This is a genomic window from Campylobacter sp. RM9333 (assembly GCF_020137705.1).
In the GTDB taxonomy this organism is placed as follows: Bacteria; Campylobacterota; Campylobacteria; order Campylobacterales; family Campylobacteraceae; genus Campylobacter_E.
The window spans coordinates 23,372-49,203 of record NZ_JACGAY010000014.1 but is presented as its reverse complement, the minus strand read 5'-3'; the positions used below and the strand labels follow the sequence as shown (position 1 = coordinate 49,203).

The 25,832-nt window shown below is 26.9% G+C and carries 25 protein-coding genes, 1 tRNA gene, 1 pseudogene and 1 CRISPR repeat array; of the genes and pseudogenes, 13 read left to right on the top strand and 14 right to left on the bottom strand.

The window, feature by feature from the left end:
- The first annotated feature begins 83 nt into the window (after positions 1–83).
- The 6 genes from AVBRAN9333_RS06150 to AVBRAN9333_RS06125 all read left to right on the top strand — a co-directional run bounded on the left by AVBRAN9333_RS06150 (position 84) and on the right by AVBRAN9333_RS06125 (position 8,354).
- Positions 84–641: a response regulator transcription factor gene (locus AVBRAN9333_RS06150; protein WP_336609612.1), complete on the top strand. Its 558-nt coding sequence runs from the start codon at positions 84–86 to the stop codon at positions 639–641.
- Positions 613–759: a helix-turn-helix domain-containing protein gene (locus AVBRAN9333_RS06145; RefSeq protein WP_336609611.1), complete on the top strand. Its 147-nt coding sequence runs from the start codon at positions 613–615 to the stop codon at positions 757–759. Before AVBRAN9333_RS06150 ends, AVBRAN9333_RS06145 begins: the two co-directional genes overlap by 29 nt.
- A gap of 40 nt (positions 760–799) precedes the next feature.
- On the top strand, positions 800–1,807 hold the full coding sequence (locus tag AVBRAN9333_RS06140) for a sensor histidine kinase (RefSeq protein ID WP_336609610.1): 1,008 nt from the start codon (positions 800–802) through the stop codon (positions 1,805–1,807).
- A 75-nt stretch (positions 1,808–1,882) separates the two neighbouring features.
- Positions 1,883–5,998, top strand: a complete 4,116-nt coding sequence (locus tag AVBRAN9333_RS06135) for a hypothetical protein (RefSeq protein WP_336609609.1) — start codon at positions 1,883–1,885, stop codon at positions 5,996–5,998.
- Positions 5,999–6,159: 161 nt separating this feature from the next.
- A complete protein-coding gene (locus tag AVBRAN9333_RS06130) occupies positions 6,160–7,431 on the top strand; it encodes a hemolysin family protein (RefSeq protein ID WP_214150245.1) in 1,272 nt (423 codons plus the stop codon).
- On the top strand, positions 7,428–8,354 hold the full coding sequence (locus tag AVBRAN9333_RS06125) for an exopolyphosphatase (RefSeq protein WP_214118727.1): 927 nt from the start codon (positions 7,428–7,430) through the stop codon (positions 8,352–8,354). The genes AVBRAN9333_RS06130 and AVBRAN9333_RS06125 overlap by 4 nt, the downstream gene beginning before the upstream one ends.
- A 112-nt stretch (positions 8,355–8,466) precedes the next feature.
- On the opposite strand, the gene AVBRAN9333_RS06120 is transcribed toward AVBRAN9333_RS06125, so the two are convergent.
- Positions 8,467–8,543 (bottom strand) — tRNA-Met (locus AVBRAN9333_RS06120).
- Positions 8,544–8,758: 215 nt separating this feature from the next.
- Here AVBRAN9333_RS06120 and AVBRAN9333_RS06115 point away from each other — a divergent pair.
- Positions 8,759–9,073 (top strand): HU family DNA-binding protein, encoded by a 315-nt coding sequence (locus AVBRAN9333_RS06115; protein WP_214118724.1) that lies wholly within the window; start codon positions 8,759–8,761, stop codon positions 9,071–9,073.
- Positions 9,074–9,103: 30 nt separating this feature from the next.
- On the opposite strand, the gene AVBRAN9333_RS06110 is transcribed toward AVBRAN9333_RS06115, so the two are convergent.
- From AVBRAN9333_RS06110 to msrP, 3 genes are read right to left on the bottom strand one after another with little or no spacing between them, the layout of a single operon-like run.
- Positions 9,104–9,778 (bottom strand): MqnA/MqnD/SBP family protein, encoded by a 675-nt coding sequence (locus tag AVBRAN9333_RS06110; protein ID WP_214150241.1) that lies wholly within the window; start codon positions 9,776–9,778, stop codon positions 9,104–9,106.
- Positions 9,759–10,244, bottom strand: a complete 486-nt coding sequence (locus tag AVBRAN9333_RS06105; RefSeq protein ID WP_336607622.1) for a hypothetical protein — start codon at positions 10,242–10,244, stop codon at positions 9,759–9,761. The genes AVBRAN9333_RS06110 and AVBRAN9333_RS06105 overlap by 20 nt, the downstream gene beginning before the upstream one ends.
- Positions 10,244–11,110, bottom strand: a complete 867-nt coding sequence (gene msrP / locus AVBRAN9333_RS06100) for a protein-methionine-sulfoxide reductase catalytic subunit MsrP (RefSeq protein WP_336609608.1) — start codon at positions 11,108–11,110, stop codon at positions 10,244–10,246. The genes AVBRAN9333_RS06105 and msrP overlap by 1 nt, the downstream gene beginning before the upstream one ends.
- Before the next feature lie 99 nt (positions 11,111–11,209).
- On the opposite strand from msrP, the gene AVBRAN9333_RS06095 reads away from it, so the two are divergent.
- The 4 genes from AVBRAN9333_RS06095 to AVBRAN9333_RS06080 all read left to right on the top strand — a co-directional run bounded on the left by AVBRAN9333_RS06095 (position 11,210) and on the right by AVBRAN9333_RS06080 (position 14,404).
- Positions 11,210–12,127, top strand: a complete 918-nt coding sequence (locus AVBRAN9333_RS06095) for a branched-chain-amino-acid transaminase (protein WP_214118718.1) — start codon at positions 11,210–11,212, stop codon at positions 12,125–12,127.
- Between the two features lie 172 nt (positions 12,128–12,299).
- Entirely contained in the window at positions 12,300–13,361 is a 1,062-nt protein-coding gene (locus AVBRAN9333_RS06090; RefSeq protein ID WP_214118716.1) for an SPFH domain-containing protein, read from the top strand.
- The gene (locus AVBRAN9333_RS06085) at positions 13,361–13,876 is read left to right on the top strand and encodes a DUF2393 family protein (RefSeq protein WP_214120301.1); all 516 of its coding nucleotides are present in this window, start codon (positions 13,361–13,363) and stop codon (positions 13,874–13,876) included. Before AVBRAN9333_RS06090 ends, AVBRAN9333_RS06085 begins: the two co-directional genes overlap by 1 nt.
- Positions 13,877–13,885: 9 nt before the next feature.
- Positions 13,886–14,404, top strand: coding sequence for a DUF2393 family protein (locus AVBRAN9333_RS06080; protein WP_214118712.1), 519 nt, complete (start codon positions 13,886–13,888; stop codon positions 14,402–14,404).
- A gap of 216 nt (positions 14,405–14,620) precedes the next feature.
- Positions 14,621–15,084: a CRISPR direct-repeat array (repeat unit 36 nt; unit sequence GTTTCAATCCCCTAAAACGGGGCAATGTTCTCTAAC).
- A gap of 68 nt (positions 15,085–15,152) precedes the next feature.
- Here AVBRAN9333_RS06080 and AVBRAN9333_RS06075 read toward each other — a convergent pair.
- The 7 genes and pseudogenes from AVBRAN9333_RS06075 to AVBRAN9333_RS06045 form a co-directional block, all read right to left on the bottom strand.
- The gene (locus tag AVBRAN9333_RS06075; RefSeq protein WP_336608986.1) at positions 15,153–15,308 is read right to left on the bottom strand and encodes a hypothetical protein; all 156 of its coding nucleotides are present in this window, start codon (positions 15,306–15,308) and stop codon (positions 15,153–15,155) included.
- Between the two features lie 422 nt (positions 15,309–15,730).
- A complete protein-coding gene (locus AVBRAN9333_RS06070; protein WP_336609607.1) occupies positions 15,731–16,522 on the bottom strand; it encodes a hypothetical protein in 792 nt (263 codons plus the stop codon).
- 27 nt (positions 16,523–16,549) lie between these two features.
- Entirely contained in the window at positions 16,550–16,783 is a 234-nt protein-coding gene (locus AVBRAN9333_RS06065) for a tautomerase family protein (protein ID WP_214118708.1), read from the bottom strand.
- Positions 16,784–17,977, bottom strand: coding sequence for a chorismate synthase (gene aroC, locus AVBRAN9333_RS06060; protein ID WP_214118706.1), 1,194 nt, complete (start codon positions 17,975–17,977; stop codon positions 16,784–16,786).
- Positions 17,970–18,638: a ribonuclease III gene (gene rnc, locus AVBRAN9333_RS06055; RefSeq protein WP_336607624.1), complete on the bottom strand. Its 669-nt coding sequence runs from the start codon at positions 18,636–18,638 to the stop codon at positions 17,970–17,972. Before rnc ends, aroC begins: the two co-directional genes overlap by 8 nt.
- A gap of 66 nt (positions 18,639–18,704) precedes the next feature.
- Positions 18,705–19,094: pseudogene (rnhA, locus tag AVBRAN9333_RS06050) on the bottom strand (ribonuclease HI); the annotation flags it as partial.
- Positions 19,091–19,795 (bottom strand): tetratricopeptide repeat protein, encoded by a 705-nt coding sequence (locus AVBRAN9333_RS06045; protein WP_214118702.1) that lies wholly within the window; start codon positions 19,793–19,795, stop codon positions 19,091–19,093. The pseudogene rnhA and the gene AVBRAN9333_RS06045, both read right to left, overlap by 4 nt.
- A gap of 46 nt (positions 19,796–19,841) precedes the next feature.
- Between AVBRAN9333_RS06045 and dnaG the strand changes: the two genes are divergently transcribed.
- Together dnaG and AVBRAN9333_RS06035 are read left to right on the top strand one after the other, a co-directional pair.
- Positions 19,842–21,569, top strand: coding sequence for a DNA primase (gene dnaG / locus AVBRAN9333_RS06040; RefSeq protein ID WP_336609606.1), 1,728 nt, complete (start codon positions 19,842–19,844; stop codon positions 21,567–21,569).
- Positions 21,570–22,541 carry an argininosuccinate synthase domain-containing protein gene (locus AVBRAN9333_RS06035; protein ID WP_214118699.1) on the top strand — a complete coding sequence of 324 codons (972 nt, stop codon included), beginning with the start codon at positions 21,570–21,572 and terminating at the stop codon, positions 22,539–22,541. It abuts the gene before it with no gap.
- A 107-nt stretch (positions 22,542–22,648) separates the two neighbouring features.
- Here AVBRAN9333_RS06035 and AVBRAN9333_RS06030 read toward each other — a convergent pair whose 3' ends face one another.
- From AVBRAN9333_RS06030 to AVBRAN9333_RS06020, 3 genes are all read right to left on the bottom strand, one after another.
- The gene (locus AVBRAN9333_RS06030) at positions 22,649–23,626 is read right to left on the bottom strand and encodes a hypothetical protein (protein ID WP_336609605.1); all 978 of its coding nucleotides are present in this window, start codon (positions 23,624–23,626) and stop codon (positions 22,649–22,651) included.
- A gap of 14 nt (positions 23,627–23,640) precedes the next feature.
- The gene (locus AVBRAN9333_RS06025) at positions 23,641–24,606 is read right to left on the bottom strand and encodes a hypothetical protein (protein WP_336609604.1); all 966 of its coding nucleotides are present in this window, start codon (positions 24,604–24,606) and stop codon (positions 23,641–23,643) included.
- Between the two features lie 64 nt (positions 24,607–24,670).
- Positions 24,671–25,678 (bottom strand): hypothetical protein, encoded by a 1,008-nt coding sequence (locus tag AVBRAN9333_RS06020; RefSeq protein WP_214120485.1) that lies wholly within the window; start codon positions 25,676–25,678, stop codon positions 24,671–24,673.
- Positions 25,679–25,832 lie beyond the last annotated feature (154 nt).

The following is a 25,832-nucleotide window of genomic DNA, read 5'->3' as shown; positions in this document are numbered from 1 at the left end:
TGATTGAAATATCCTAATTTAGACACTTTTTAGCTAAAAATAATATTAAAAAACTAAAATAAACATTTTTTAAGGAAGTAATTATGAATATTTTATTGCTTGAAGATGATTATTTATATGCTACTAGTATTTGTGAATATTTGCAAGATTTAGGATTTAGTGTTGATGTTTTTAGTGATGGCGACTTAGCCTGTAAAACTATCGCAAATAAATTTTATCATCTTTATATACTTGATATAAAAGTAATAAATACTAATGGCTTTGATGTATTAAGTTATATAAAAAGCTTAAATATTACTAACCCTATTATGATGATGACTTCAAGAACTGATATAGCAAGTATTAAAAAAGGATATGAACTAGGCTGCAATGAATACCTTAAAAAACCTTTTGAACTAGATGAATTAAAATATAGAATTAAAGAATTATTAAAACAATTTTTTAACACTCAAAGTAATGATACAATCACAATTTCAGGCGAGTTTGTATATGATTATATTTCTAAAAGTCTTAGCAAAAATAAAACTCTAATAGAGCTTACTAGTAAAGAAATCACATTGATTGAATATTTGTTAAGCAATAAATCAAGTTATGTAAATGTAAGCAGTATTTATGAATATGTATGGGGGGGGGGCAAATGAAGAATTTGAAACCAATGGTTCAAGCGATGTAAGAGTGTATGTAAAAAGAATTAGAGCAAAAACTTGCGATGATTTTATAATATCATCTAGAGGACTTGGCTATAAAATCAATGTCTAAGCAAACAATACTATTAACCCTTATAGCTTTAGTCATATCAATGTTAGCTATAAATATATTGAAATTAAGTGTAGCTAATGATAAAAACTCTACACTATTAGAACTAGCAAGTTATATAAATAAGGATTTAAATAACTTAAAAGATATAAAAATATGTATTTTCAATAATGAAGAAATTTTAAAATGCGAACTTGATATAAACTATATAAAAGATGATTTTATATATAAAACTCATAATTCTTTGCTTTATTACAAATTCCAAAAACAAATAAACAATACAACATACAATGTGGTGCTATCAAAACCTTGCGTTTATAACAAAAGCATAATCAATGCTGCTATAGTATTTGGTGGGGGAACTTTTATATTATTTGTTTTAATTTACTTAGTTTATAAAAACAATATCAAAAGTTTAATTTGGTATAAAAACACTATGAATACATTTTTTTATGATGCAATGCACGAGTTAAAAACGCCATTGGGTATAGCCTTATTAAATGCTGATATGTTAGAAAGTAATAAATATCAAAAAAGAATTAAAGCAGCACTAAATCAGATGAAAACAACATATGATGATGTAGGATTTTATATAGAAAATCCAAATGCTAAATACCCACTAAAAAATATTAATTTTTCTAATTTTTTAAAAACAAGAATTGATTTTTTTAATAGTATTGCTAGTATGAAAAGTGTGGAATTTCATTTAGAAATCACTAATGATTTATATGTATTAATCAGCGAAGTAGAGTTACTAAGAATTGTAGATAATAATATTTCAAATGCAATTAAATATACAAAAGTTAATTCTAAAATTACAATATCTTTAAACCAATCAAATGAAAAAATAATTTTTATAATACAAGATGAAGGAATTGGCATAAAAGATACAAAAAGAATTTGGCAAAGATATGCTAGAGAAGATTTGGCTAAAGGTGGATTTGGCTTAGGTCTTAATATAGTAAGAAATATTTGCAAAAAATACGATATTGCATACGAAGCATTTAATTATGAAAAAGGGGCTATTTTTAAATACTCTTTTAAATCATAATTTTTTAATTTAATCTTAATTTAAAAACTAAAAAATATAATTAATTAACTTAAAATCTTAACTAAAAGGTGCATAATGAAAAAAGTCCTCATATCACTACTCGTAATATCTAATCTTTATTCTTATGAATATACAAATAAAGTTCATCCTTTCGGAATGTATTTTGGAACTCAAAACCATAAACAACATACAGATATAGATTTAGCTGATTGCGTTATAAATAATACAAGAAATAATGATAAAGGCAGAAGCGCTTGTTTTCAACTTTATCAAATCTTTAACATAGATGATCATTTTAATAGAACTGATGCTGAAGACGAGCAAAGAATTATTGTAAATTGGGGATTTAATTGGGATTATGCTTGGGCTAAACTAGATTATCAAAATAGCATTGTGAAAAAATTTGGCTATTTTCAAGACAATCAATCATCTCATCATACCGATTCAAGAAGATTTAGAGAAAATGTATTTTGCGTAAATTACGAAGATAATGCAGCGGGAACTAATTATAATCCTAATAATTACGATGATTTTATTTCTCATCAAAACTCAAAACCTAAAAAGCTAGATAGTGTAAAAAATACTGAAATTACTTTTCCAATGAAATCTTATTTTTATGATGAATCTTATATTCAAGATGTGTTTAAAGAATTTGAAGTTAATACAACAGGCAAAATCATACTTTTAGCAAGTAGCAATAATGATTCAATTTTTAGCTATTTTTTAAGCGAACAATTACTAAATAATGAAAAAAACTCAAATGCTTATAGATTTGCAAATACTTATCTAGGCTATCAGCACGGCTCAAACACAACTTCTGATAGCGAAAACGCATACAATGATTTTGTAAGATTTATGAAAAGCAAAGGTTGTAGATTAAATCCTGACCAAGGATTTGCTAGCGGAATACCTTTAACGCTAGATGAGAACGAAGTAGGTGCGACCTTAACTGATAATGCTTATTATACAAATGATGAATGTGCTAAATATTCAGAACAATTTTTCTTAAAAAATAATGCCTTGTATTCTCCTAAAGAATTTTTAAAAGGTAATGCTAAATGGGGATTTTTAAATAATCAATATTTCGCACAAAATAAATCAGGACTAAGCAAATGCTACACATTTAATATGGAATATTACGACGGATATTATTTTTCTAGCAATGGATATTACAATGAAAAAAGTCAGTGGAAATCAAACGAACATAAAACCTATGATATAAAAGCTTTAAGGCTTAGGAATTTCGTTTATAACAACAATCAATCACTTGCAAATGCTAAATATATTCAAAGATTTTCTCCTTACATAGATACAACACAAGAAAGAAGTATTTATAGTATTCATAAAACTAGAGATGGAGCAATAGGCGAAAAAGCAATATATAAAGAAATCAAAAATTCAAAAGATTGTATAATCAAAGTTGCACCTGGATTATTTGATATACGAAAAGAATGTAAGAATTCAAAATACAAACAAAACGGCATAAGAGAAAGAGCTGGAATTATGCCTAAAGATATAGGTAATCAAGAAAATATAAGCACAAAAATCTTTAGCCTACATTTAAGACCAACTTCATTAAAAGAAGAATATAAATACTATAAAGATAATATGAAAAAATACACAGCAAGTCCAGGGGATTTATACGCTCATTTAAAAAATCCAAAATATTTTACATCTACAGATATTGTAAATTGGGGTAAAAATTATGGAGATGGGAAATTCCCTGCTGATACAATTGTAGGCATTTATAAAAATAAGCCTGCAATTAATGCTAATTTTAAATTCTTATTCTATCCTGATGCAAATAGCACTAAATTTAGTTTAATTTCAAAAGATTTAAATCCAGCAGGCAGTGCAAAGGTAGGAGATAAAACATATCCTATATTTAATAAAATTCCTGAAGTTCATATAACTCCATTTTATAATGGTCAAAACTTAGAAAAAAGATATGATTATACAAAGACTAAAGATGGAAATTATATAAAATGTTGTGATAAAGATTTAAGCAAATATTATGTAGATTTAAGAGTTCAAATTAGCACTTTAGCAAAAAATGGAAATGATTACGCTATAAAATCAAAGCAACCAAGTGTGATTTATTATGAATTAGATTTAGATTACGCTAATTCAGAAAACTTAGAATACTTCATAAGAGAACTTAGCTTTAAATTAAAAGAACCATCGTTAATAGAAATTACAACAGAAAGAATTTACGATAACGATAAAAGACCTATGTTTGAAGTAGATAGTAAAAATATTATAAAAGGTGTTAGTGAGACTGCAGCATTTATTTTAACAGATGAAGAAATAGTACAAAAACAACACTATTTTGGAAGTATTTGGAAAATACTAAATAGAAAACCTAGTCTAGGAGAAGATTTAAGACCTAGTATTAAAGATTTAAATGATAAAAAAGCAAAAATAGCTAATGATACATATACAAGAATGGTTGGAGATAATGTATATATAGGTTTTGTTCATGTAGCTGATAAAACTAGAATTAGTTTCTTTTCTAATACTGCAAGTGTAAATCACGATGATGGAAGAGCTACTAAGGTTTTAATATACGATAAAGATGATTTTAGAGTAAATCCTGATAATCAAATGATGGGAGATTTTATAATTGAATTTATCAATATAACTCCAGGTCGCCACGATATTTGCTATACTCAAAAAGATATGCAAGGTAAATTATTAACCCCTACTCCAATATGCAAAAACTTTATGGTAAGACCAGCTGAAATAAAAATAAATAATTTTGTTACTAAAGCAGGAGAAGGATTAAAAAAACCTTTACCAACTACTCTTAAAGCAAGTGTATTAGATACTCAAGATAGAAAATTAAGTATTAATTCAAATATAGGAATTAAAGAAGCTAAATTAAAAGTTACAAATAGCAAAGGTAGTTTTTATACATTTGATTTAGAAACAAGTGCTTATAACAAAATTAGTCAACTAAATCCTATTAATTTTAAACGCAATAATAAAGATTATAGTTTTGATATGGTAGTTGCTTATCCTTTTGCTGGAAGTGGAATTATTGAGTTTAAAGACAATGATTTTGTAGGAAGTGATATTACTAATAAAAAATGTGAAAATACTGGATTTTCAAATACAATCAACGCTAATGGAAAAATATCTTGCCATATATTAATTAAGCCTATTAATGCTGATTTTACTAGCTCATCTACTACGAATTTAAATAATATAAAAACATCTGATGGTTTATCTGATGCTGTTTTATTTTCTGATGAAGTTGTAGGACAAAGCGAAGCTGATTTGGGTAAATGTTCTGGTATAAATTGTGATTTTACACATTCACTAAATATACCTGTAAATATAGAAAATAAAGGCTCAAGTTCTGCTAATAGTTTAGAATATGTATATAAGTATTTTCCTAGCGATATTGATATAGATTTTGATTTAAATTTCTTAGATAATAACGATACTCAAGCTAGTAGTAGATATAGAATTTATACAAATAAATTAAGTATTAAAAATATGAATATCACAAATCAAAAAATCAAAATGACTTTAAGTGCTAGCAATACTACACTAAATGCAATTTTTGATTCAAAAATGCAAAATTTAGATAACGAAGTCAATAAAAATTTAAATACTCTAAGTAGCGTTGCTAAAAAATACGAAGCAAGTCCTGATGATTTAGAATTTATTACAAAAATAGGCTATACGAAATTTCAAAAAACAAATGACTTAGCACCTAGTAAAGACATTTTAAATAAGCCTGATGTGAATGAATTTAATCTTGATACCACAAGTAGCATAACAATAGATAAAGGAACTCCTGTTAATTTTACAAAAAATTATCCATTTATTTTTGCTTATGCAATGTATAAAGATACTAAAGCAGATGCGGGTAAAAAATATAAAAAATTATTACCGAGTGATTTAAAATTAAAATATATAAATACAACTGGTAAAATTAGCGAATTATACACAAGCACAACTACTAGCGGACATTATTATCTAAAACCAATTGCTGATATTATTAATAATATTTCTTTTACAAGTGATTACAATTCTAATATCAAAAAACTTACCGATGGAAGTATTGAACTTGAATTATCAAGCGATAAAAAGACTAATGAATACATAAAAGATTTAATTAGAATGCACTCAAATAGCGAAATTAGTGCAAAAGAAAGCTTTAGCGTAGAATACACTAAATAATTTTTTAGGAATTTAAATAAATCAAATTATTTTAAATTCCTTTTAATTTTTAATATAAAAATGCCTTTTTATAATTCTTACTATTTTTTAAGTTTGTATGTTTATAATTTTGGCTTTATTTTTTACAAGGAGATTTTTTGGACCCCAGTTATACGGCATTAATGCTGTTTTTAGCATTGTTTTGTGTTTTTTTAAATGGATTTTTTGTATTATCTGAGTTTAGTATTGTCAAGATTAGAAAAAGTAAGTTAGAAGAATTTGTAAATCAAAAAAGAGCTAATTCAAAACTAGCTTTAGAAATGTATAAAAATTTAGATACTTATTTATCAGCTACTCAATTAGGTATTACTTTAAGTTCTTTGGCTCTTGGTTGGTTAGGAGAAAGTTCTGTCGCTGTTTTATTAAATAAAATTCTATCAAGCTTTGATGTAAATCCTATAGCAATACATAGTATTTCTGTTGCTATTTCTTTTATATTAATTACACTACTTCATGTAGTTTTAGGAGAAATCGTTCCAAAAAGTATAGCAATTGCAAAAACTGAAAGCGTAGTTTTATGGATAGCAAGACCACTTTATTTATTTAGAATAATTTTTGCACCTTTCATAGTTACATTTGATTTCTTATCTTTATCTATATTAAAAATATTAAGAATAAAAACAAACGAGCACGCAGCTCACTCTGAAGAAGAAATTAAATTCATAGCAAGCGAAAGTCAAAAAAGTGGCGTTTTAGATGAATTTGAAACCGAACTTATACAAAATGCTGTTGATTTTAGTGATATTGTAGCAAAAGAAATAATGACTCCTAGAAGAGATATGATTTGCTTAAATAAAGTTAATTCATACGAAGAAAATATAAAAATAGTTCATGATTATAAACACACTAGATTTCCTTTTATAGATGCTAGTAAAGACAATGTTTTAGGTATGATTCATATTAGAGATTTATTAGATAATCAAAATAAAGATTTAAATGAATGTGTAAGAAAAGTTCTATTTGTTCCAGAAAATATTAGTATTTCAAAGGTTCTTGTTCAAATGAATAAAGAGCAAATTCACACAGCCATAGTAATTGATGAATATGGTGGAACAGCTGGGCTTTTAACTATGGAAGACATTATTGAAGAACTTGTTGGAGATATAAACGATGAGCATGATAAAAAAGAACAAGATTTCAGAAAAATTAACGATAATGTTTATATAGTAAATGGAAGACTAGATATTGAAAGTGTTGAAGAAATTCTAGATATTAAATATGATGATGAATTAGAAGAACTTACAATTGGTGGTTATGTCTTTAATCGTTTAGGACATGTTCCAAGTGAAAAAGAAAGATGTGAAGATGAGCATTGTTATTATGAAATAAAACAAATGCAATCAAATAGTATAAAATACTTAAAAATAATCAAAAAAACAAAGGAAAAACTATGAATAAATATAGATTAATTACTAGAAGTGATATGGATGGACTTGTATGTGCTGTTTTGCTTAAACATATGGATTTAATAAGTGATATTAAATTCGTTCATCCAAAAGATATGCAAGATGGAACAATAGAAATTACAAATAATGATATTGTTACAAACTTACCATATTGCCCTAATGCTTATTTAGTGTTTGACCATCACGAAAGCGAAAGTATTAGAAACGGAAAAGCAGATAATCATATAATTATTCCAGATGCACCAAGTGCTGCTAGAGTTGTTTATGATTATTATGAAAAACAAGGCGTAAAATTTCCTGAAGAATGGCACGATATGATGGTAGCTGTTGATAAAGCAGATAGCGCTCAATTTTTAATGGAAGATGTACTTGAGCCTAAAGGTTGGGAATTCTTAAGCTTTTTAATGGATAGTAGAACTGGACTTGGTAGATTTCACGATTTTAGGATAAGCAATTATAACCTTATGATGGATTTAATTGATTATTGTAAAAATCATAAAATTGATGATATTATGAAATTACCTGATGTAGTAGAAAGAAGCGATTTATACATTAAATACGAAAAAGAGTTTAAAGAACAACTAAAAAGATGCTCTAAAGTTTATAAAAACCTTGTTGTTTTAGATTTAAGCAAAGAAGAAATCATTTATCCAGGTAATCGCTTTATGATTTATGCACTTTATCCTGAATGCAATATATCAATTCATAAAATCTTAGGATTTAGAGGTCAAAATATGGTTTATGCGACAGGTAAAAGTATATTTAATAGAACTAGCAAAACAAACATAGGTGAGTTAATGTTAAAATACGGCGGTGGCGGACACGAAGCTGCTGGGACTTGTCAAGTTGCTCACGAAAATGCAGATATTGTATTAAATGAATTAATTGCTAAAATTAACGCTGATGGTTAATCTTTCTTGCTCGTTTTAAATTCTTATATTTAAAACGAGTTTTCTAATAAAAATCAAAAAAATATAAAAACTATAAAAAATAAAATTGGAAAAATTATTTGAAGTTATGAAATGGTGCTTAGGGGGAGACTCGAACTCCCGACCTCCGGCTTATGAGACCAGCGCTCTAGCCAGCTGAGCTACCTAAGCGTGAATAAAAAAAGCAAATTATATATATTTTTGCTTAAAATTTTATAAAATTAAAAATATTTCTAATAAATTGCGTATTAAACTTGCCAACTATGCTATTTAAAAACTAATTTTGCTATATTTTTACACAAATACTAATATTTTTTTTGTTTTTTAGCTAAATATTGTTTTTTTATTGTAAAATAGGGCTTTTAATCAATATTAAGGAGTTTTAGATGACTAAAGCAGATTTTATTTCATTAGTTGCTGAAAAAGCAGAAATTACTAAAAAAGATGCTACAACTGCAGTAAATGCTGTATTTGAAGCACTAGCTGAGTCTTTAGAAAAAGGTGAATCAATTCCATTTAATGGTTTTGGAACTTTCTCAACAACTGATAGAGCAGAAAGAACTGCAAGAGTTCCAAGCACAGGTAAAGAAATTAAAGTTCCAGCAACTAAAGTTGTTAAATTCAAAGTTAGCAGCGTGTTAAAAGAAAAAGTTGCTGCAACAGCTTGCAAAACTGGTAAATGTGGTAAGAAAAAGAAATAATTACCCAATTTAGTGGCGTTTTTAATGCCACTAAATATATATTTTTTTAGTATAAATACTCAACGCTTTTAATTCTTTTTTCCCAATTTTATAATAAATATATTTTAGATAGTTTTTAATATCATCATTACTAATTTTTCTTGTATTTGAATAATAATCTAAAATATAATTAGGTATTTTTATTCTTTGATTTGCAGTTAGATTTTTTCTTATAAAAGGTTTTAAAATTCTTTTTGCACTATTATGATTTTTAATACTTGAAAACCTTGCAAACATAAAAGGCAATTTAGTTAATTCATACCATTTTTCACACATATCAATGTATTTTTCTTTATTATTTACATATTCTTTTAGTGCCTTATCTCCAATAATTACTTTACCATTTAATTTTAAAACCTTAGCTAAAGCATTTGAAGTGGCTGATTCTTTATCATTTTGTGCATTTGAGTTCTTTTCAACTAATACACTTAATACCTTTTTGTTAGCACAAATTCCTATATTTAAATTCTTATATTTTGACCTTTTACTTTCAATACTAGAAATAATTGCGCAATCTAATCTTTTTTCTTTCAATGCTTTATTTAATTTTGCAGGAACATCTTTTTTATACTCTATGCTTTTTTTTACATAGCTTGGTAATTTTGAGCTTTTTAAATAAAAATGCAGTGGTAATAAATTAATATAATCAATCTTTCCGAATATCATTTTTACTCCTAAATAAAAATAAAAATGCCACTAATATAACTAAATAATGCAATGTTTCAGGAATTTTCACACTTAAAGAATAATGAAATGCCGCTAGTAAAAACACAAAATTAGAATAATTTAAATACTTTTTATAAAACATTAAAATCATAAAAATAAATGCAATTAATCCTAAAAGATTTCTTATTGCAATAGTATTTGTAAATAATATTTTTATATTAAATTGATTATCTACTATAACAAAATTTAAAAAATGCAATATTGCAAAAAATCCAGCTAATTTACCAAAAAACTTTATAAAAACTAAGAATTTATTAGGTAAAGCAATACTTAAAAATAAAGATATTAAAGCAAGTTGCCCACTTGCTTTATAAATATCTTTTACATAATCATATCCTAATAAAACAGATGATATAAAATACCCAAAAGACATTAAAACTAAAAGAATTTTAATTGCAATAATCATTAAAAATTCTTTCTTAAATCTAAATCTTTATATAAATACCCAACTTCTTCTTCATAACCATTAAATAATTGAGTATCTTCTTTAAAAAAGCTACCTAAAACCCTATGCGATGCTTGAGACCATCTAGGATGTGGAACATTTGGATTAACATTTGCATAAAAGCCGTATTCATTCGGATTGTATTTTTCCCAAGAGCTAATAGGTTGTTCTTTAGTAAATTCAATTTTAGCAATTGATTTAATATATTTAAAACCATATTTCCAAGGAACAACTAAGCGAATTGGAGCTCCATTTTGAGCTTTTAATTTTTCTTTATAAAGTCCTGTTGCAAGTAATGTTAGCGGGTGCATTGCTTCATCTAATCTTAATCCTTCTACATAAGGATAATCTAATACTCCATTAAATCTTTGATCAGGAAAAATATCAGGGTCATATAAACTTGTAAATTTAACAAATTTTGCTTCACTTGTTGGCTTTGCAAGATTAATCAATTCTCTTAATTCAAATCCTTGCCAAGGTAAATTCATACTCCAAGCTTCTACGCAGCGTAATTTATAAACCCTTTCAACAATTTTAAAAGCTGATAAATCAGTTAAGGTCATTGGGTTTTCACACAAACCACCTATCTCAATTGAAATAGCTTTATCATTTAAGCTTGATTTGCTAGCTAATCTTACGCATTCGCTTTTGTTTGTGCTAAACTCATAAAAATTAACATAATTATAAGCATATTCACTATCACTTGGAACTAAATCAAGATTAGTTTTTGCTAATTCTTCAGCTATTGCTTGGCTTGAAACTATAGTTCCTGCACCTAATTTTAAAAAATTTCTTCTATTTAAATAATAATTTTTATCTGTTACCATTTTTTCTCCTTATTAATTTTTAATTCTAGGTAAAAAAAATAAATACTTATTATGAAAAATCTGTTAAACTTCGCAAAAATTTAATTTAAAGGAAAAAGTATGGCAATTAAAGCTGATTACATCTGGATGGATGGACAAATTATTAACTTTGCTGATGCAAAAGTTCATTTTTTAACTCACTCATTACATTATGCTAACGCAGTATTTGAAGGAACAAGAGCGTATAAAACAGAAAATGGTATGGCTATTTTTAGATTGCAAGATCACACTAAAAGATTATTAGAAAGTGCAAAAATCACTGCAATTACTCCACCATTTTCGCAAAAAGAATTAGAAGATGCTCAAATTGAATTATTAAGACGCAATAATTTTAATTCAAATACATATATTCGCCCTTTAATTTTCTTAGGCGATGGTATTATGGGAATTTATCATGCAAAAGCTCCTGTTAGAGTAGGTATTGCAGCTTGGGAATGGGGTGCTTATTTAGGAGAAGATGGACTTAATAAAGGTATTAAAGTATGTTGTTCATCATTAATGAGAAATAGCACAAAAGCAAATTTCAATAAAGCAAAAGCAAGTGCAAACTATCTAAACTCAATGATGGCTAAATATGAAGCTATTAATTCAGGTTTTGAAGAAGCTTTAATGTGTGATGAAGAAGGATTTATAGCAGAAGGCACAGGCGAGTGCTTTTTCATGGTTAAAAATGGCGTATTAATCACTCCACCAAATGATTATGCTCTAAAATCAATCACTCAAGATTCTGTTTTAAAAATTGCAAAAGATTTAGGTATTAGTGTAGAAAGAAGAAGAATTAGTAGAGATGAAGTTTATGTTTGTGATGAAGCATTCTTTACAGGAACAGCAGCTGAAATTACTCCTATTAATTCACTAGATCATAGAGTAATAGGAAATGGGGCTCGTGGAGAAATTACTAAAAAAATCCAAGATGCTTTCTTTGATATAGTATATGGAAGAAATGAAAAATACGCTTCTTGGCTAACTTATATTTAATTTTTAGAGCGAATTATCGCTCTAAACTTTATAATATATAGAATCTAAAATAAGAATTTGATTTTAACTTTTAATTTTATTAACAATAAGACTATCTTTTATAAAATCTTTTTTCTAATTATAAACTTATACAATGTAAAATGCTTTCTTTATCAATTAACAAGGAGTATAAATGCCAGCAGATTTGAATGATTATTTCAATAAAAACAAAAAAAATGACAATAAAAAAACAGATTTTAATATTGATTTTAATTTTAAAGGTTTTGGTAAATTTAACGGAGTAATAATTGCAGCTGTTGTTATATTTTTAATAGTAGTAATAGCTAAGCCATTTGTAGTTGTAAATTCAGGACAAGTAGGTATTAGATCAACTACTGGTAAGTATGATCCGATAGCTCTTCAACCTGGTTTTCACTTTATAATCCCGTATTTTCAAAAAGTTTTAATTGTAGATACTAAAGTAAGACAAATAAATTATGCTAGCGTTGAAGGTGCGAGTGAAAGAACTTATGGTAGAGAAAGCATAATCAATAAAGAATCAATCACGGTTGTTGATGCTAGAAACTTGCCTGTATCAGTAGATATAACAGTGCAATATCGCTTAGATGCAAGCAATGCACCTCAAACCATAGCTCAATGGGGACTTGATTGGGAAAATAAAATTATAGACCCTGTTATTTTAGAAGTTGTAAGAAGTGTGGTTGGAAAATATACAGCTGAAGAATTACCTATAAAGCGTAATGAAATCGCTGCTTCAATTGAACTTGAATCAAGAAAAAGCATAGACGCTCAAGATAATAAACCTGTATTACTTGAGAGTGTAAAACTTCGTGGAATAATACTGCCAACGAATGTTAAAGAGCAAATTGAAAAAGTTCAAATAGCTAAACAAGAAGCAGAGAGAACAAAATACGAAGTTGAACGCGCAAATCAAGAAGCACTTAAAAAAGCTGCACTTGCAGAAGGTATAGCAAAGGCTGCGATTATTGAAGCACAAGGTAAAGCAGATGCACAAAAAATAGAAGCAGACGCACAAGCTTATGCGAATAGAGAAATCGCAAAAAGTATAAGTAAAGAATTATTAGAATTAAAGCAAATTGAAACCCAAAAAGAATTTAACGAAGCTTTAAAGGTTAATAATGATGCTAAGATTTTCTTAACACCTGGCGGAGCTGTGCCTAATATTTGGCTAGATAATGCAAGCACAAAAAAGACAACCAGCCTTAATAATTAATGCAAAAATTATTAGATACTATTCATTTTTATCTAGCGAATTTCTATGCCCAAGATTTAATTCTTCTTGGGCTTTGTTTTTTATTTTTTATAGTGATTTTAATTCTTGCGATTTTTTTAAGAAAATTTCCAACTTTCTCAATATTTTTAATCATAGTAGGTATTGTTTTAGAATTTGTATTGTTTTTTATTGGAGAAAACTATATAAATGCTACATATCGTCCAGCAGAACTTGAAATAATCAAAAATGATAAATTAATTTTCAGCGATAATATATATTTAGATTTTAAATTACATAACAAATCTCAAAGAGATTTTAAAATATGCAAAATTAAATTCAATATAAAAAAAATCAGCAAAAATAACTTAGAACTAATCAAAAATACCTTAAAACCATTAAAAACAACAGAAATTATTTTAAAAGATATTCCAAAAAATTCATACGAAAAATCTTATTTATTAATACCTAGTAATGTTAAAAAATATACAATTGATACTTTAATTACTTGTTTTTAGGAGATATTTATGTATTTATCGCAATTTCATATCTTTGTAATATTTGCAGCTTTTGTAGTTTATATATTTTCACAATTTTTAATTATTTATTTTTTTAAAGAAAAAAACAAACTTTATACCTTTTCTTTTACACTCATAATTTTTGTATTGATTTTTGGATATTCAACTCTTCTTACCATAGATAGCTTTTTAAAAAGTGTAGAATTAAGAAATCAAAAAGACTATAAATCAGCAAATGAAGTAGTAATTAGTGGTCAAATATATAATAATGGAAAAGTCCCTGTAAAAACCTGTGAATTAAATATAGGAATAATAAATCTTGGTATCAAAAAAGTAGATGGAAGTATATTTGATTTAAGCAAAGGCTTTGACCCATTAAAACTTAATAAAATTCGCAATTTTTACTCTCACGATTTTAAAATAGAAGGGATTATCAATGAAAACGCATCAAAAAGCTTTAAAGTAAGTGTCCCTTATCCAAAACATTTTGAAGATTATAAATTAAGATATATTTTAAATTGCAAGTAATTTCTTGTGATTTAATATTCTTTTATTATCTTAACTAGCGTTAATAATACTTGCCGCGAATATAAAATAAATATTTTTGATTCTAAATTTAAAAAATCAAATATTAGATTTAAATTCTTTTAAAATATTTGTGAAATTAAATAAATAATTTATATTTTTTAACTTGTGAATTTATTAATTTTTAGCTTTTTTTGTTTTATCAAATAACTAATTTTATAAGCAATCCCCTAAAGCGGGGCAATGTTCTCTAACCAAAAGAAAATCAACTATCTAAAAATAATAAAATTAAGTTTCAATCCCCTAAAGCGGGGCAATGTTCTCTAACAGAAGACGAAGAAGATTTAGATTTAACACAATTAGATTCAATCCCCTAAATCGGGGCAATGTTCTCTAACATACGCTTGGTTGTATTTTACTTGGCGTGGTTGAGTTTCAATCCCCTAAAGCGAGGCAATGTTCTCTAACAAAAAATCAAAAACAGCAGAGAATGTGGCTAAATAGTTTCAATCCCCTAAAACGGGGCAATGTTCTCTAACAAAACGCACTAGAAAACGAGCTAAAAACAAGTGCAAGGTTTCAATCCCCTAAAACGGGGCAATGTTCTCTAACATGAATGGTATGATTTTGTAGATGAAGATATTGAAGTTTCAATCCCCTAAAACGGGGCAATGTTCTCTAACCCTTAATTTTCCCATACTTTGTAAAAGAACTAAAATAAAAAATCATTATAAATATCCTTAATTAATGCCTAATTATCAGCAAATAATTTTAATACAATAAATTTTTTAGAAAATGCCAAGCAAAAGTTAAATTTCACTACTAAAACGCCTATTTCATCATAAAAATTTTTAATTTGCTTAGCATTTTCTGATTTTAAGAAATCTTTAAAGTCTAAAAAGCCCATAATTAGGGCTTTTAAATCTTAAACAAAAAATTAATTTTAGAAAATGCCAAGCAAAAATTCACAAAAACCCATAAAATTAAAATATTTAAGCTAATTTTAAGCATAAAACTAGGTAAATGCGAGATGGTAAAATGGGGTTTAGCATACTAAATTAAATTCTTTTAAAATTTCAATAGGATTAATTAATTTAAATTAATAATGCAATGAATAAATTAAGTTAAAAGATAAAATTCTAATTTTAAATTTCATAGTGTTTTAAAAAGCCTATAAATTATTATTCAAAAAAAATATATAAATTATAATGCTAAAAATCAAGTAATAAAATAGAAATTTTATGAGTGTTAATGACAAAATATGATATTTCGGCAAGAATTTAATTAAAAATTTTAGTTTTTAAAATCCTAATTAAAATTCTTATAATTTTATAAATTATATCTATATTTGCAGCCAAAAAAATCAAAACAAGGCTCTTCATCAATAGCTCTATTGGTATTGCCACAATTGTCTATTTTTATGCTAGATTTTAATTGATGAGTTATGTTAGCACTATCTGTTCTGGTATATAAAAACTCTAAATATCCATTATTTATCTTAAATCCTTCATTAAAAAATACAATATCAAAACTATAAGGAGTAGATAAAAATAATGGTTTTTCTAGTAGTTTTGGTAAGTTTGCTAAATAATTTTTAGTGTTTATTTTGTGTTGTTTTAATTTTTCTAAATCAAATAATTTTAAATCATTAAATTCCTTAACCTCATCAAGAATATAAAAATAAATCCTGTCTTTTTCATACTTATTAGCTATATTTTTATAATAAACTATAGTTTTATCTAAAAAATCATTAGTAGCTATTCTTAAAAGCTCATCTTTACTTAAAATCTTATTTTCTTTTACGCAATATCCTTGCAAGTCTTTTTCATAATTGCTTTTAAAAACATAACTAAAATTATTAAAACTAGAATAATCAACCACAGGTCTAATAAAAAGCATTTCAAAACTAATAATTATTAGGCTAATGGTTAAAAAAGTTTTGAATTTTAGTTTTTTTATTTTTTTGATAAATAATAAAAATAAGATTGTAAAAATCGCTAAAGATATTAAAGGAAAAGTAGCATAAAGAATTTTAAAGGCTTTCCATATAAAATAAAAAAACCCATAAATTACTGAAAGAAAAATTGCAATAGCAAATAATATAATTAATAAAATTTCCATAATTACTCCCTTAAATTAGGGAGCTTTTTATCTATCATCATCAAGTTTAAAATTATTAACAAAATCAGCATTATTAATAGTTTCAACACTTCTTCCGCCAAAACCTATATGAGATTGCGGAATTTCTTCTAGCATTACCACTATTCTCTCACGCTTTTTGCCTAATTTTGTTTCAAAATAATTTGTTAAATCACTTATTATTTCTTCGCATTTTTCTTTATTTGGCATTGGTGCTGCTAATTTTACATTAATTATTGGCATTTATTCTCCTTTGTAGATTTTTTTAAGATTGCTTATTTTAGCAGATGAATTTAACATTAAAAAATCAGCTATTATAAAACTTAGCATAGCTTTTAAGACAACAGCTCCACGAACACCTACGCAAGGATCGTGCCTTCCATAAATTGCATCTTTTATTAGGCTAAAGTCTTTATTTAACATAGTTTGTTCTTTAAAAATTGATGGAGTTGGCTTAAAATGAGCTTTAATATAAATACTCTCTCCTGTGCTAATTCCACCGATAATTCCACCACTAAAATTATGTCTAGTATGTAAAAATAAAGGCTTATTAATATTAGTTTTTGCTACTTTAAATGACTTAAAATTAGGGCTTTGTTTTAAAATAGAGCTATTTTGATTTTGCATTAATTCATCATTGCTAACGCCTAAAATCTCATCATTTGCAAAAGAGCCATTCATTGAGCTAAGCTTTCTTCCTGCTCCAATTTCAACGCACTTTACAGCATTTAATCCCATAAACGCACTAGCAATTCTAGCATCTAATTTATCATAAAGCCCATCTCCAAGCCCTGCCATTACGCCAAATGCTGCTACGCTAACACTTGCACCTACGCTATCATTGTTATTTTTTGCCTTTGTGATTTCATCTTTAAATAATTCTTTAAATAAATCATCACCTAAAGCATTAAAATCTTTTTCTAAAGCCCTTTTATACTCTTCTTCGCTGAATTTAAACTCATCTAAACTAACACCACCTACCCCACAAATACTAGCATAAGTTCTAATGTTAAATTCTTTTAATATTAAATCAGCAAAAGCACCTGCAATAACCCTTGCTACGCTTTCTCTAGCACTACTTCTACCACCGCCACGATAATCAAAATGCTCGTATTTTGCATAATATGTAAAATCAGCGTGTGCAGGGCGTAAATGCTCTTTATAATCTTTACTTCTTGTATTATTATTTTCTACTAGCACACAAATTGGAGCACCTGTGCTAATATCATTAAATACTCCACTAATAATATTAACTTCATCAGCTTCTTTTCTAGGAGTGCTAAACGCTCCACCACCTTGTCTTAATTTAAGCAAGGAATTTATATAATCAGTATCAATTCTAACCCCTGCAGGATAGTTATCAATAACCACTCCAATTGCTTTTCCGTGACTTTCTCCAAAAGTGCTAAATTTTAAAAATGTTCCAAAACTATTCATCTTCTAACTTCTCTAACGCTAATTTAGCAGCACTTTGCTCTGCTTCTTTTTTGCTATTACCCATTGCTTTTGTAAATAATTCATCATTTAAAAAAAGCCCTATTTCAAATTCTTTTTTATGATCAGGCCCTTTTGTGTGTAAAATCCTATATTCAGGAGTTTGAGCCATTATTGCTTGGGTTTTTTCTTGTAATTTTGTTTTATAGTCTTTAATTAATTCTATATCAATCTTAGGAAAAACTTCATTTAATATCTTAGAGCCAACAGCACAAGCAATCTCATATCCACTTTCTAAATAAATTGCACCTATTATTGCTTCGTAAGCATCTGATAATAAACTTGGTTTTTTTCTTCCGCCGTTATTTTCTTCAGATACTGATAATTGCAAAAACTCTCCAATTTCAAGATAACTAGCAATTTTTGCAAAAGACTTTTCATTCACTAAAGCTGCTCTTAATTTGCTTAAATCCCCTTCACTATAACGAGAAAAATCCTTGTATAAAATATTTGCTACTATCAAATCAAGCACCGCATCACCTAAAAACTCAAGCCTTTCATTATGAGTTTTGCTAAAACTTTTATGAGTTAAAGCCTGATTTAATAGGGTTTCGTTTTTAAATTTATATCCTAGTTTTTCTTCAATTTTATGATATTTTGAAATTCTTTTTTCTAGCACTACATTAGCATTTATAGTGTTATTTTCATACTCAAGTGCCATACTTCTAGCTAGTTCATCACACATTTCATTGTATTTATCACCATTATGAGCTTTAACCCAAATTGCATTAATATCGTGGATTTTGCTAACTTCTAAATAACTCTTCCATAATTCAACATTTTTTTTGCCTTTAAAATCAGTCTTAACCCAACCACTAAGCCATTCATTAATACCCTTAACTACATATTGACTATCGCTATATAAATCAATCTTGCAAGGTTCTTTTAAGCTTTTTAAAGCGTTAATACAGGCGCTTAATTCCATAATATTATTGGTTGTAAGCTTATCTCCACCACTATCTTTAATGATTAAATCATTATCTATAATAATCCAAGCCCAACCCCCTGCTCCAGGATTTTTAAGGCAACTCCCATCAGTATAAATCGTTAATTTTTTCATATCCTTATCCTTAAATTAGCTTGCATTGTATCACACTTAAAACACTGCGAACAAAACGGAGTGTAAAAAATAGATTGTGAAGAGCAATTTTTACATAAATAAAATTGACTGATATTATTTGGATTTATTGTTTCATCATCAATTTTAATTTCTTTAAAACTTTTAGTATTAAAGCTTTTATAATTATTTATAAATTCTAAATCTTTTTCATAATCTCCTAAAACGCACAAACATTTATAAACTTCTTTGCATTCATTGATTTCGTTTAATTTAAAATGAATATATCCAAGACATAATAGTGCTAATTCATCTCTAGCACGAGATTTTAAAATCTTTAATAAATTTTGTTTAGCGTCGTTTAATAATCCAAGCCTTAAATCACAAACAGATAATAAGTATAATAAATCTTTATCATTTGCAAATTCATTTAATAAATTAATCAAAACATATTTGCACTCTAAAAACATTGAAGCTTTAAAAAATCCATTAGCTAAATTAAGCCTTTCATCAAAACTTAAACTACTTAAATACTTAGGCTCAATTGCATTAAAATTAGCAAGATATTTTTTGATATTTTTATTAGTTTGATTTTCTTTTAAACTTGCAAAAATTATTTGAGCTAAAGCAATAATTAAAACAAGGCTAATTAAAACTAAAATTCCAAAAATAGGATTTCTATAATAGCTAAGTATTAAATCCACTAATATCCTTTAAATAAAATTAATTAATTATACATATAATACTTTTATGATTACAAACGAGAGCATTCAAAGATTAAAAGATAGCATTAACATTGTTGATTTGATTTCAAACTACATTCCCGTGCATAAAAATGGTGCGAATTATATGTGCGTATGTCCGTTTCACGCTGATAAAAATCCTAGTATGGCTGTTCGTGAAAATGAAGGATATTTTCACTGCTTTGGGTGTGGGGCGAATGGTGATGCTATTAGCTTTATGCAAAAATATCATAATTTAGAATTTATAGACGCAGTAAAAGAATTAGCAAATATTTATGGCTTTATTTTAGAAGATGATAAAAAAACAAAAATTATTCAAAACAACGACGCTTGTAAAATACTCAACGAATATTATATAAGTGAATTAAATATCCGTGGGAATTTGATTGCCTATCTTGAAAAGCGAAAAATCACAAGGGATTTAAGAATTAAGTTTAATCTTGGCTACGCACCAAGTGCAAATGATACTTTAAGGATTTTGCAAAAATCAAATATAGCTTTAGAGCAAGCATTGATAGAAGGGGTAGTTAAAAAAAACGATAATGGACTTTATCCATCTTTTATAGAAAGAATTACCTTTCCAATCTACGATAATACAGGTTATTTAGTAGGTTTTGGAGGACGCACATTAAATCCACAAAATCCTGCAAAATATGTAAATTCTCCCGCTTCAAAACTATTTGATAAAAGTAGTATATTTTACGCTTATCATCTAGCAAAAAATGATATTAATAAACACAAAAGAATGATAATTTGCGAAGGCTATATGGATACAATAAGTCTTCATAAAGCAGGACTTACATATTCAGTAGCAGTGCTAGGAACTGCACTAACAGAACAGCATTTAAAATTAATTAAAAAAGATTGTTTTGTATCTTTATGCTTTGATAAAGATGCAGCGGGAAATGCAGCTGCTTTTAAAGCGGGAGTTTTATTGAGTAAATTTGGCTACAACGCCGAAGTAATAAGGCTAAAAACATATAAAGACCCAGGCGAATACATTGAAAATAATGAAGAATTAAAGCTAAAAACCGAACTAAATAATACTATTAATATAATTAGTTTTTGTATTGAATATATATTTAAAAAAGAATTGAATTTAGATTATATAGACAAATTAAGCATAAGCAAAATTGAGCCATTTTTAATCAAACAAGCATATTCAGCCGTGCTAAATTACACCAATACTATTGATAAATTTTTAGCCAATACTCATCTTAAAATATTTTGCGAAAATTATGGGCTTGATTTTGATTTATTAAACGGAATAAAAGCAAAAGTAATAGATAAAAAACCACAAGCTAAACAAGCTCAAAGCAATTCTTTAGAAGATGCGATAATTTATTTTTTAGCTATTTCAAAAGCTAATTTTAATATTCTTATTTTAAGAGAATATTTTCATAATAATTTAATTGATGATGTATTAAATAAAAACTACGCAAATGCTAATATGCTAGAGTTTTTAAACAATATTCACCCTACTAAAAAAGTAGATAATATCTTAGTATTTTTTAATAATTTAGCCAATTATTACGCAAGTTGTAATATCCTAAACGCCTTGCTTTTTAAAAATTACGCTAAAGAATTAATAAAAAATCATAAATTAATTCATAGTAATGATGGTTTAAAAAAGGCTTATCATTGCCTAGTAGAACTAATAGCAAATCATAATAAGCAATTAAGCGATGATGAAAGAGCAAGGCTTAAAGATAATATAAGAAAATTAGGAGAATAAATGAAAGCATTAGCTTTATTTAGTGGTGGTCTTGATAGTATGTTATCAATCACTACCATTGCAAAGCAAGGAATAGAAGTTGAAGCTATTCACATTGATACAGGGTTTGGCGGAAAGAATTTCGCCCTTTTAGAGCGTCGTGCAAATATGGCTGGAGCTAGTTTTAGGGTTGTTGATATTAGTAGTAAATATTTACAAGATGTATTGTTAAATCCAAAATATGGCTATGGAAAGGCTATTAATCCTTGCATTGATTGTCATGGGTATATGTTTAAAACTGCTCTTAGTATGTGTGATGATTTAGGTGCTTCTTTTGTAATTAGTGGAGAAGTGCTAGGTCAGCGTCCAATGAGCCAAAGAGCACAAGCATTAAATAGTGTTGCAAAACTTAGCGAAGATTTAAATAATATCATTTTACGCCCACTTAGTGCAAAATTACTAGCACCTACTATGCCTGAACTTAAAGGCTGGGTTGATAGAGAAAAATTATTTGATTTTAGTGGTAGGGGTAGAACTAGACAAATGGAACTTGCAAAAGTTTATGGTTATAGCGATTATGAAAGCCCTGCTGGTGGGTGTTTGCTAACCTTACAAGCATATAAAAACAAAATCCAAGATTATCTAAAATACAAAACGCTAGATAGTAAAAACGCTGAATTGTTAAGATATGGAAGGCATTTAAGACTGCCAAATGGTGCTAAAATGATAATTTCAAGAAATGAAGAAGAAGGTCTAAAAATCTTAAAATTATTAGATAATGAAGAGATAAAAATGAGCGAAATTAGAACCGATTTAATAGGTGCTATTTCTTTACTTGATAATGACGCTAGTTTAGAAGATATTAAACTTGCTTGTTCTTTAGCACTTGCATATGCAAAAAATCCTACTAATAAAGATTGTGAATTTATGCAAAATAATTATTTTGCTAATGCACTGAGTAAAGATGATGCTCAAAAATACTTTATAGTTTGATGAAATTCTTATTTGAAATTCTAGAATTTAAAATAAGAATTTCAAATTCTAAGATTTTATATAAGTATCAAAATAACTTAATTTTAAGCATAAATAAAATCATAAAACTAGACTTTTATATCTAAGATTTTGTTATTTACTAAATCTTCTACCACACTAATACTTAAGTCAATTTCTACACTATTTGCAATCGCATTTGCACTTTTGCCTAATTTTTCTAAGATTTTATTATCATCACTTGTAAGTGAATTTAAGCCTTGTTGTTTGATTTTTTGAGTTATTTGCATAAGTTTTGCTAAAAGCTCGGCTTGTTCTAATTCTTTTTCTTTTTGCTTGTTTTTAATTTCTTCGGTACTTTGACCTTCTTTTGCAAAATAAGCAATTGACCTTTGAAATTCATTTTGATAGCGTTTTATATCTGTATTTTTCTCTTTTAATTCACTTTTATAATCTTGTTCTTCGCTAATATTTTCAAAATTAATCTCAGCAAAACTCAAAACCCCATCAAAATCCCTATCACTAGATATTACACTATCTAAATACTCGCTAATACTTGTGCCAATTTCTAAAGTTAATTTATCATATGTTTTAGTATTTATAAATCTTTCATCACTTAATTTATTTACTACATAAATATATCCATTAAACTCACCATAAACCCCAACCTCAAGCCTTGCATTACTTAATTCATCATTATTTATCCTACCATCTTGATTGCTATCAGCTTTTGCAAGTCCTAAATCATAAGCAATTGTTTTAAACCAGCTTGAGACAAAATTAGCAGCATTACCATTTAAAATAAGCTTATCATCACTTAAGATAAAATCAGCTTTATCAAAATGAGCCATTAATTTTTCAATAGTATTTTTACTAAGATTAACTCCTTGAGTATTATTATCAAAACTAAAAACAACATTTATATTGTCTTTATCACTTGTTTTTAGAACATAATTTTGATTTGTTATATCATCTTTTATAGCATTAATTTGCTCTTGATTTAAATTGTGAAAATTACTCAAATTCGCCTTATGATAGCTAGTATCAAATACTTTTGAAATATCAACATCAAAACCACTAATTCTCATAAAATCTCCTAATATCAAACCTTAATATCAATTAATCTTGTATCGCTTAAATCTTTTTTAAATTCTTTCGTAAAATCTATAAAATCTCCTAGCTTATCATTACTAATTAAATCTTTTAATTTATCTTCGCTTATTTTTAATTCATTACTTATGTTTTGGATATTAAATTTTTGTAATATTTCTTTTTCGTTATTATCTAAAGATTGTGATTTTTTAAGTTTTGCAATTATATTATTAAGTTTAATTTGTTCTTTTAATCTCTTAAGCTCTTCTTCTGCTATATTAAATTTAATTTTTTTATGTGGAATACTCATAAAAGAGTGATTTTCATCATCATATACAATCCCAAACTCATTTATATAATCTTTATCTTCCACATTCCAATATTCACCCGCTGTAACTTTACCATCTAAGTCTTTGTCCATATCAATTATAATATCTAATGCCTCACTTAAATCAGACTTACCTTCAATACTATGAGCTATTCTATTTGAATCATAAGTTTCATCTATATTTGTTGCCTTTAGGAAATATTCTTTATTTTCATCTTGTAATAATTCATAATTTACATTAACTAAGTCAAACAAATTCCAAGCTTCTAAAGCCGTAATTTCTCCATCATTGTCTTTATCGGCTGCAAGATAATTTCTTGTATATGCCGTATCAGCAAACCAACCCACTACATAAGACGCTGCGTCTTTATCTAAAATAATTCCTTTATTAGTATTAATAAAATTGTCTTCATCAAAAAAGTCTTTTAATCTATTAATATTATTTTCACTAAGCTTTACTCCGATATTATCTTTATCAAGTCTAAAAAATACATTGTAATCTTGCTCTTTATTTGTCTTAAAGCTAAAAGAATTTGAATTAATACTTGCATTTAATTTATTTATATCAAGAGTGTTTAATTCTTTAATTTTTATATCACTTTTCCTAGCAATAGCAGTATTTTTTACTTGCGAGATATCTATTTTCATAAAGTTCCTTAATGTTTATTACCCTAAACTAGCCCATTTTATTACAAAGAATTTAAATTAAAAATTAAGCTTTTATATCAAGTAATTTTGTTTCACTAAGAGTTATTGCAAAATTTCCACTAAAATTTACAAAATCATCTAATTTATTTTCACTTGCTAGGCTTTCTACTTTATCAGGACTTATATTTAGTTTATCACTTATAATCTGTTTTAATTTAAATTCGCTCTCATAAGGTGCAGGGTCAATTCCTAGTTGAATTAATACATCTTTATCACTTTGGTCTAACTTATCAACCCCAAGCTTTTTAATCTTGGCTATTACTTCAGTTAATTTTTCTTCAGCTTTTTCGGCAAGCTGCCTAGAATGCTTGGTAAGTCCATTTATCAAATCATCAAGGCTAATTGCAGGAGCACTAGAACCACTTTCGCTCATAAAATCTTCAAAATATCCCTTTTCACCTACATCCATAAACTCACCAAATGTAATAATACCATCAAGATTTTTATCATCTTTTATAGCATCATTGATAGAATTTGAAATATCTGAATAATAACCATCATTTTTTGGTAAAAAATCACTTTTCTTATAAGTTTTCGTAATAGAATTTGAAACTATATATTTTTCTTTGGTTTTTTCATCGCTTATAAGAACTGCATCTTCATCAAATCCACTTAATGTATTCCTTGCTTCTTTGTGAGTTAATTCTCCGTTATTGTCAATATCTGATTCAAGAAATTTTTGTTTATATGCAATATCACTAAACCATCCAGCGACATAAGAAGCTGCATCTTTATCTAAAATAATTCCTTTATTAGTTTTAATGAAATTATCTTCATCAAAAAAATCTTTTAATTTTTCAATACTAGCTTCATTTAATTTCACTCCAATGTTTTCATTACCAAATTTAAAATAAGTATTATAATCTTGTGCTCTATTTGTTTTAACGCTAAAAGAATTGCTCTTTATACTAGCATTTATACTTGCTAGTTCTTGTGTGCTTAACTCTTTTTTAGCAATATTATCTTGCCACATAATTGGAGTGTTAGAAGTATTGTTAATATAGTGTTTCATAAATAATCCTTAATGTTTATTACTTTAATTAAATATTTAAAAACATAACGGCAATAAAGTCTGCCGTTAAATCAATAATTCATACACATATACTTGCGATATTTATAGCTATAACCACAATTAATTGATCTTTAATATCTTTAGAATACTTACA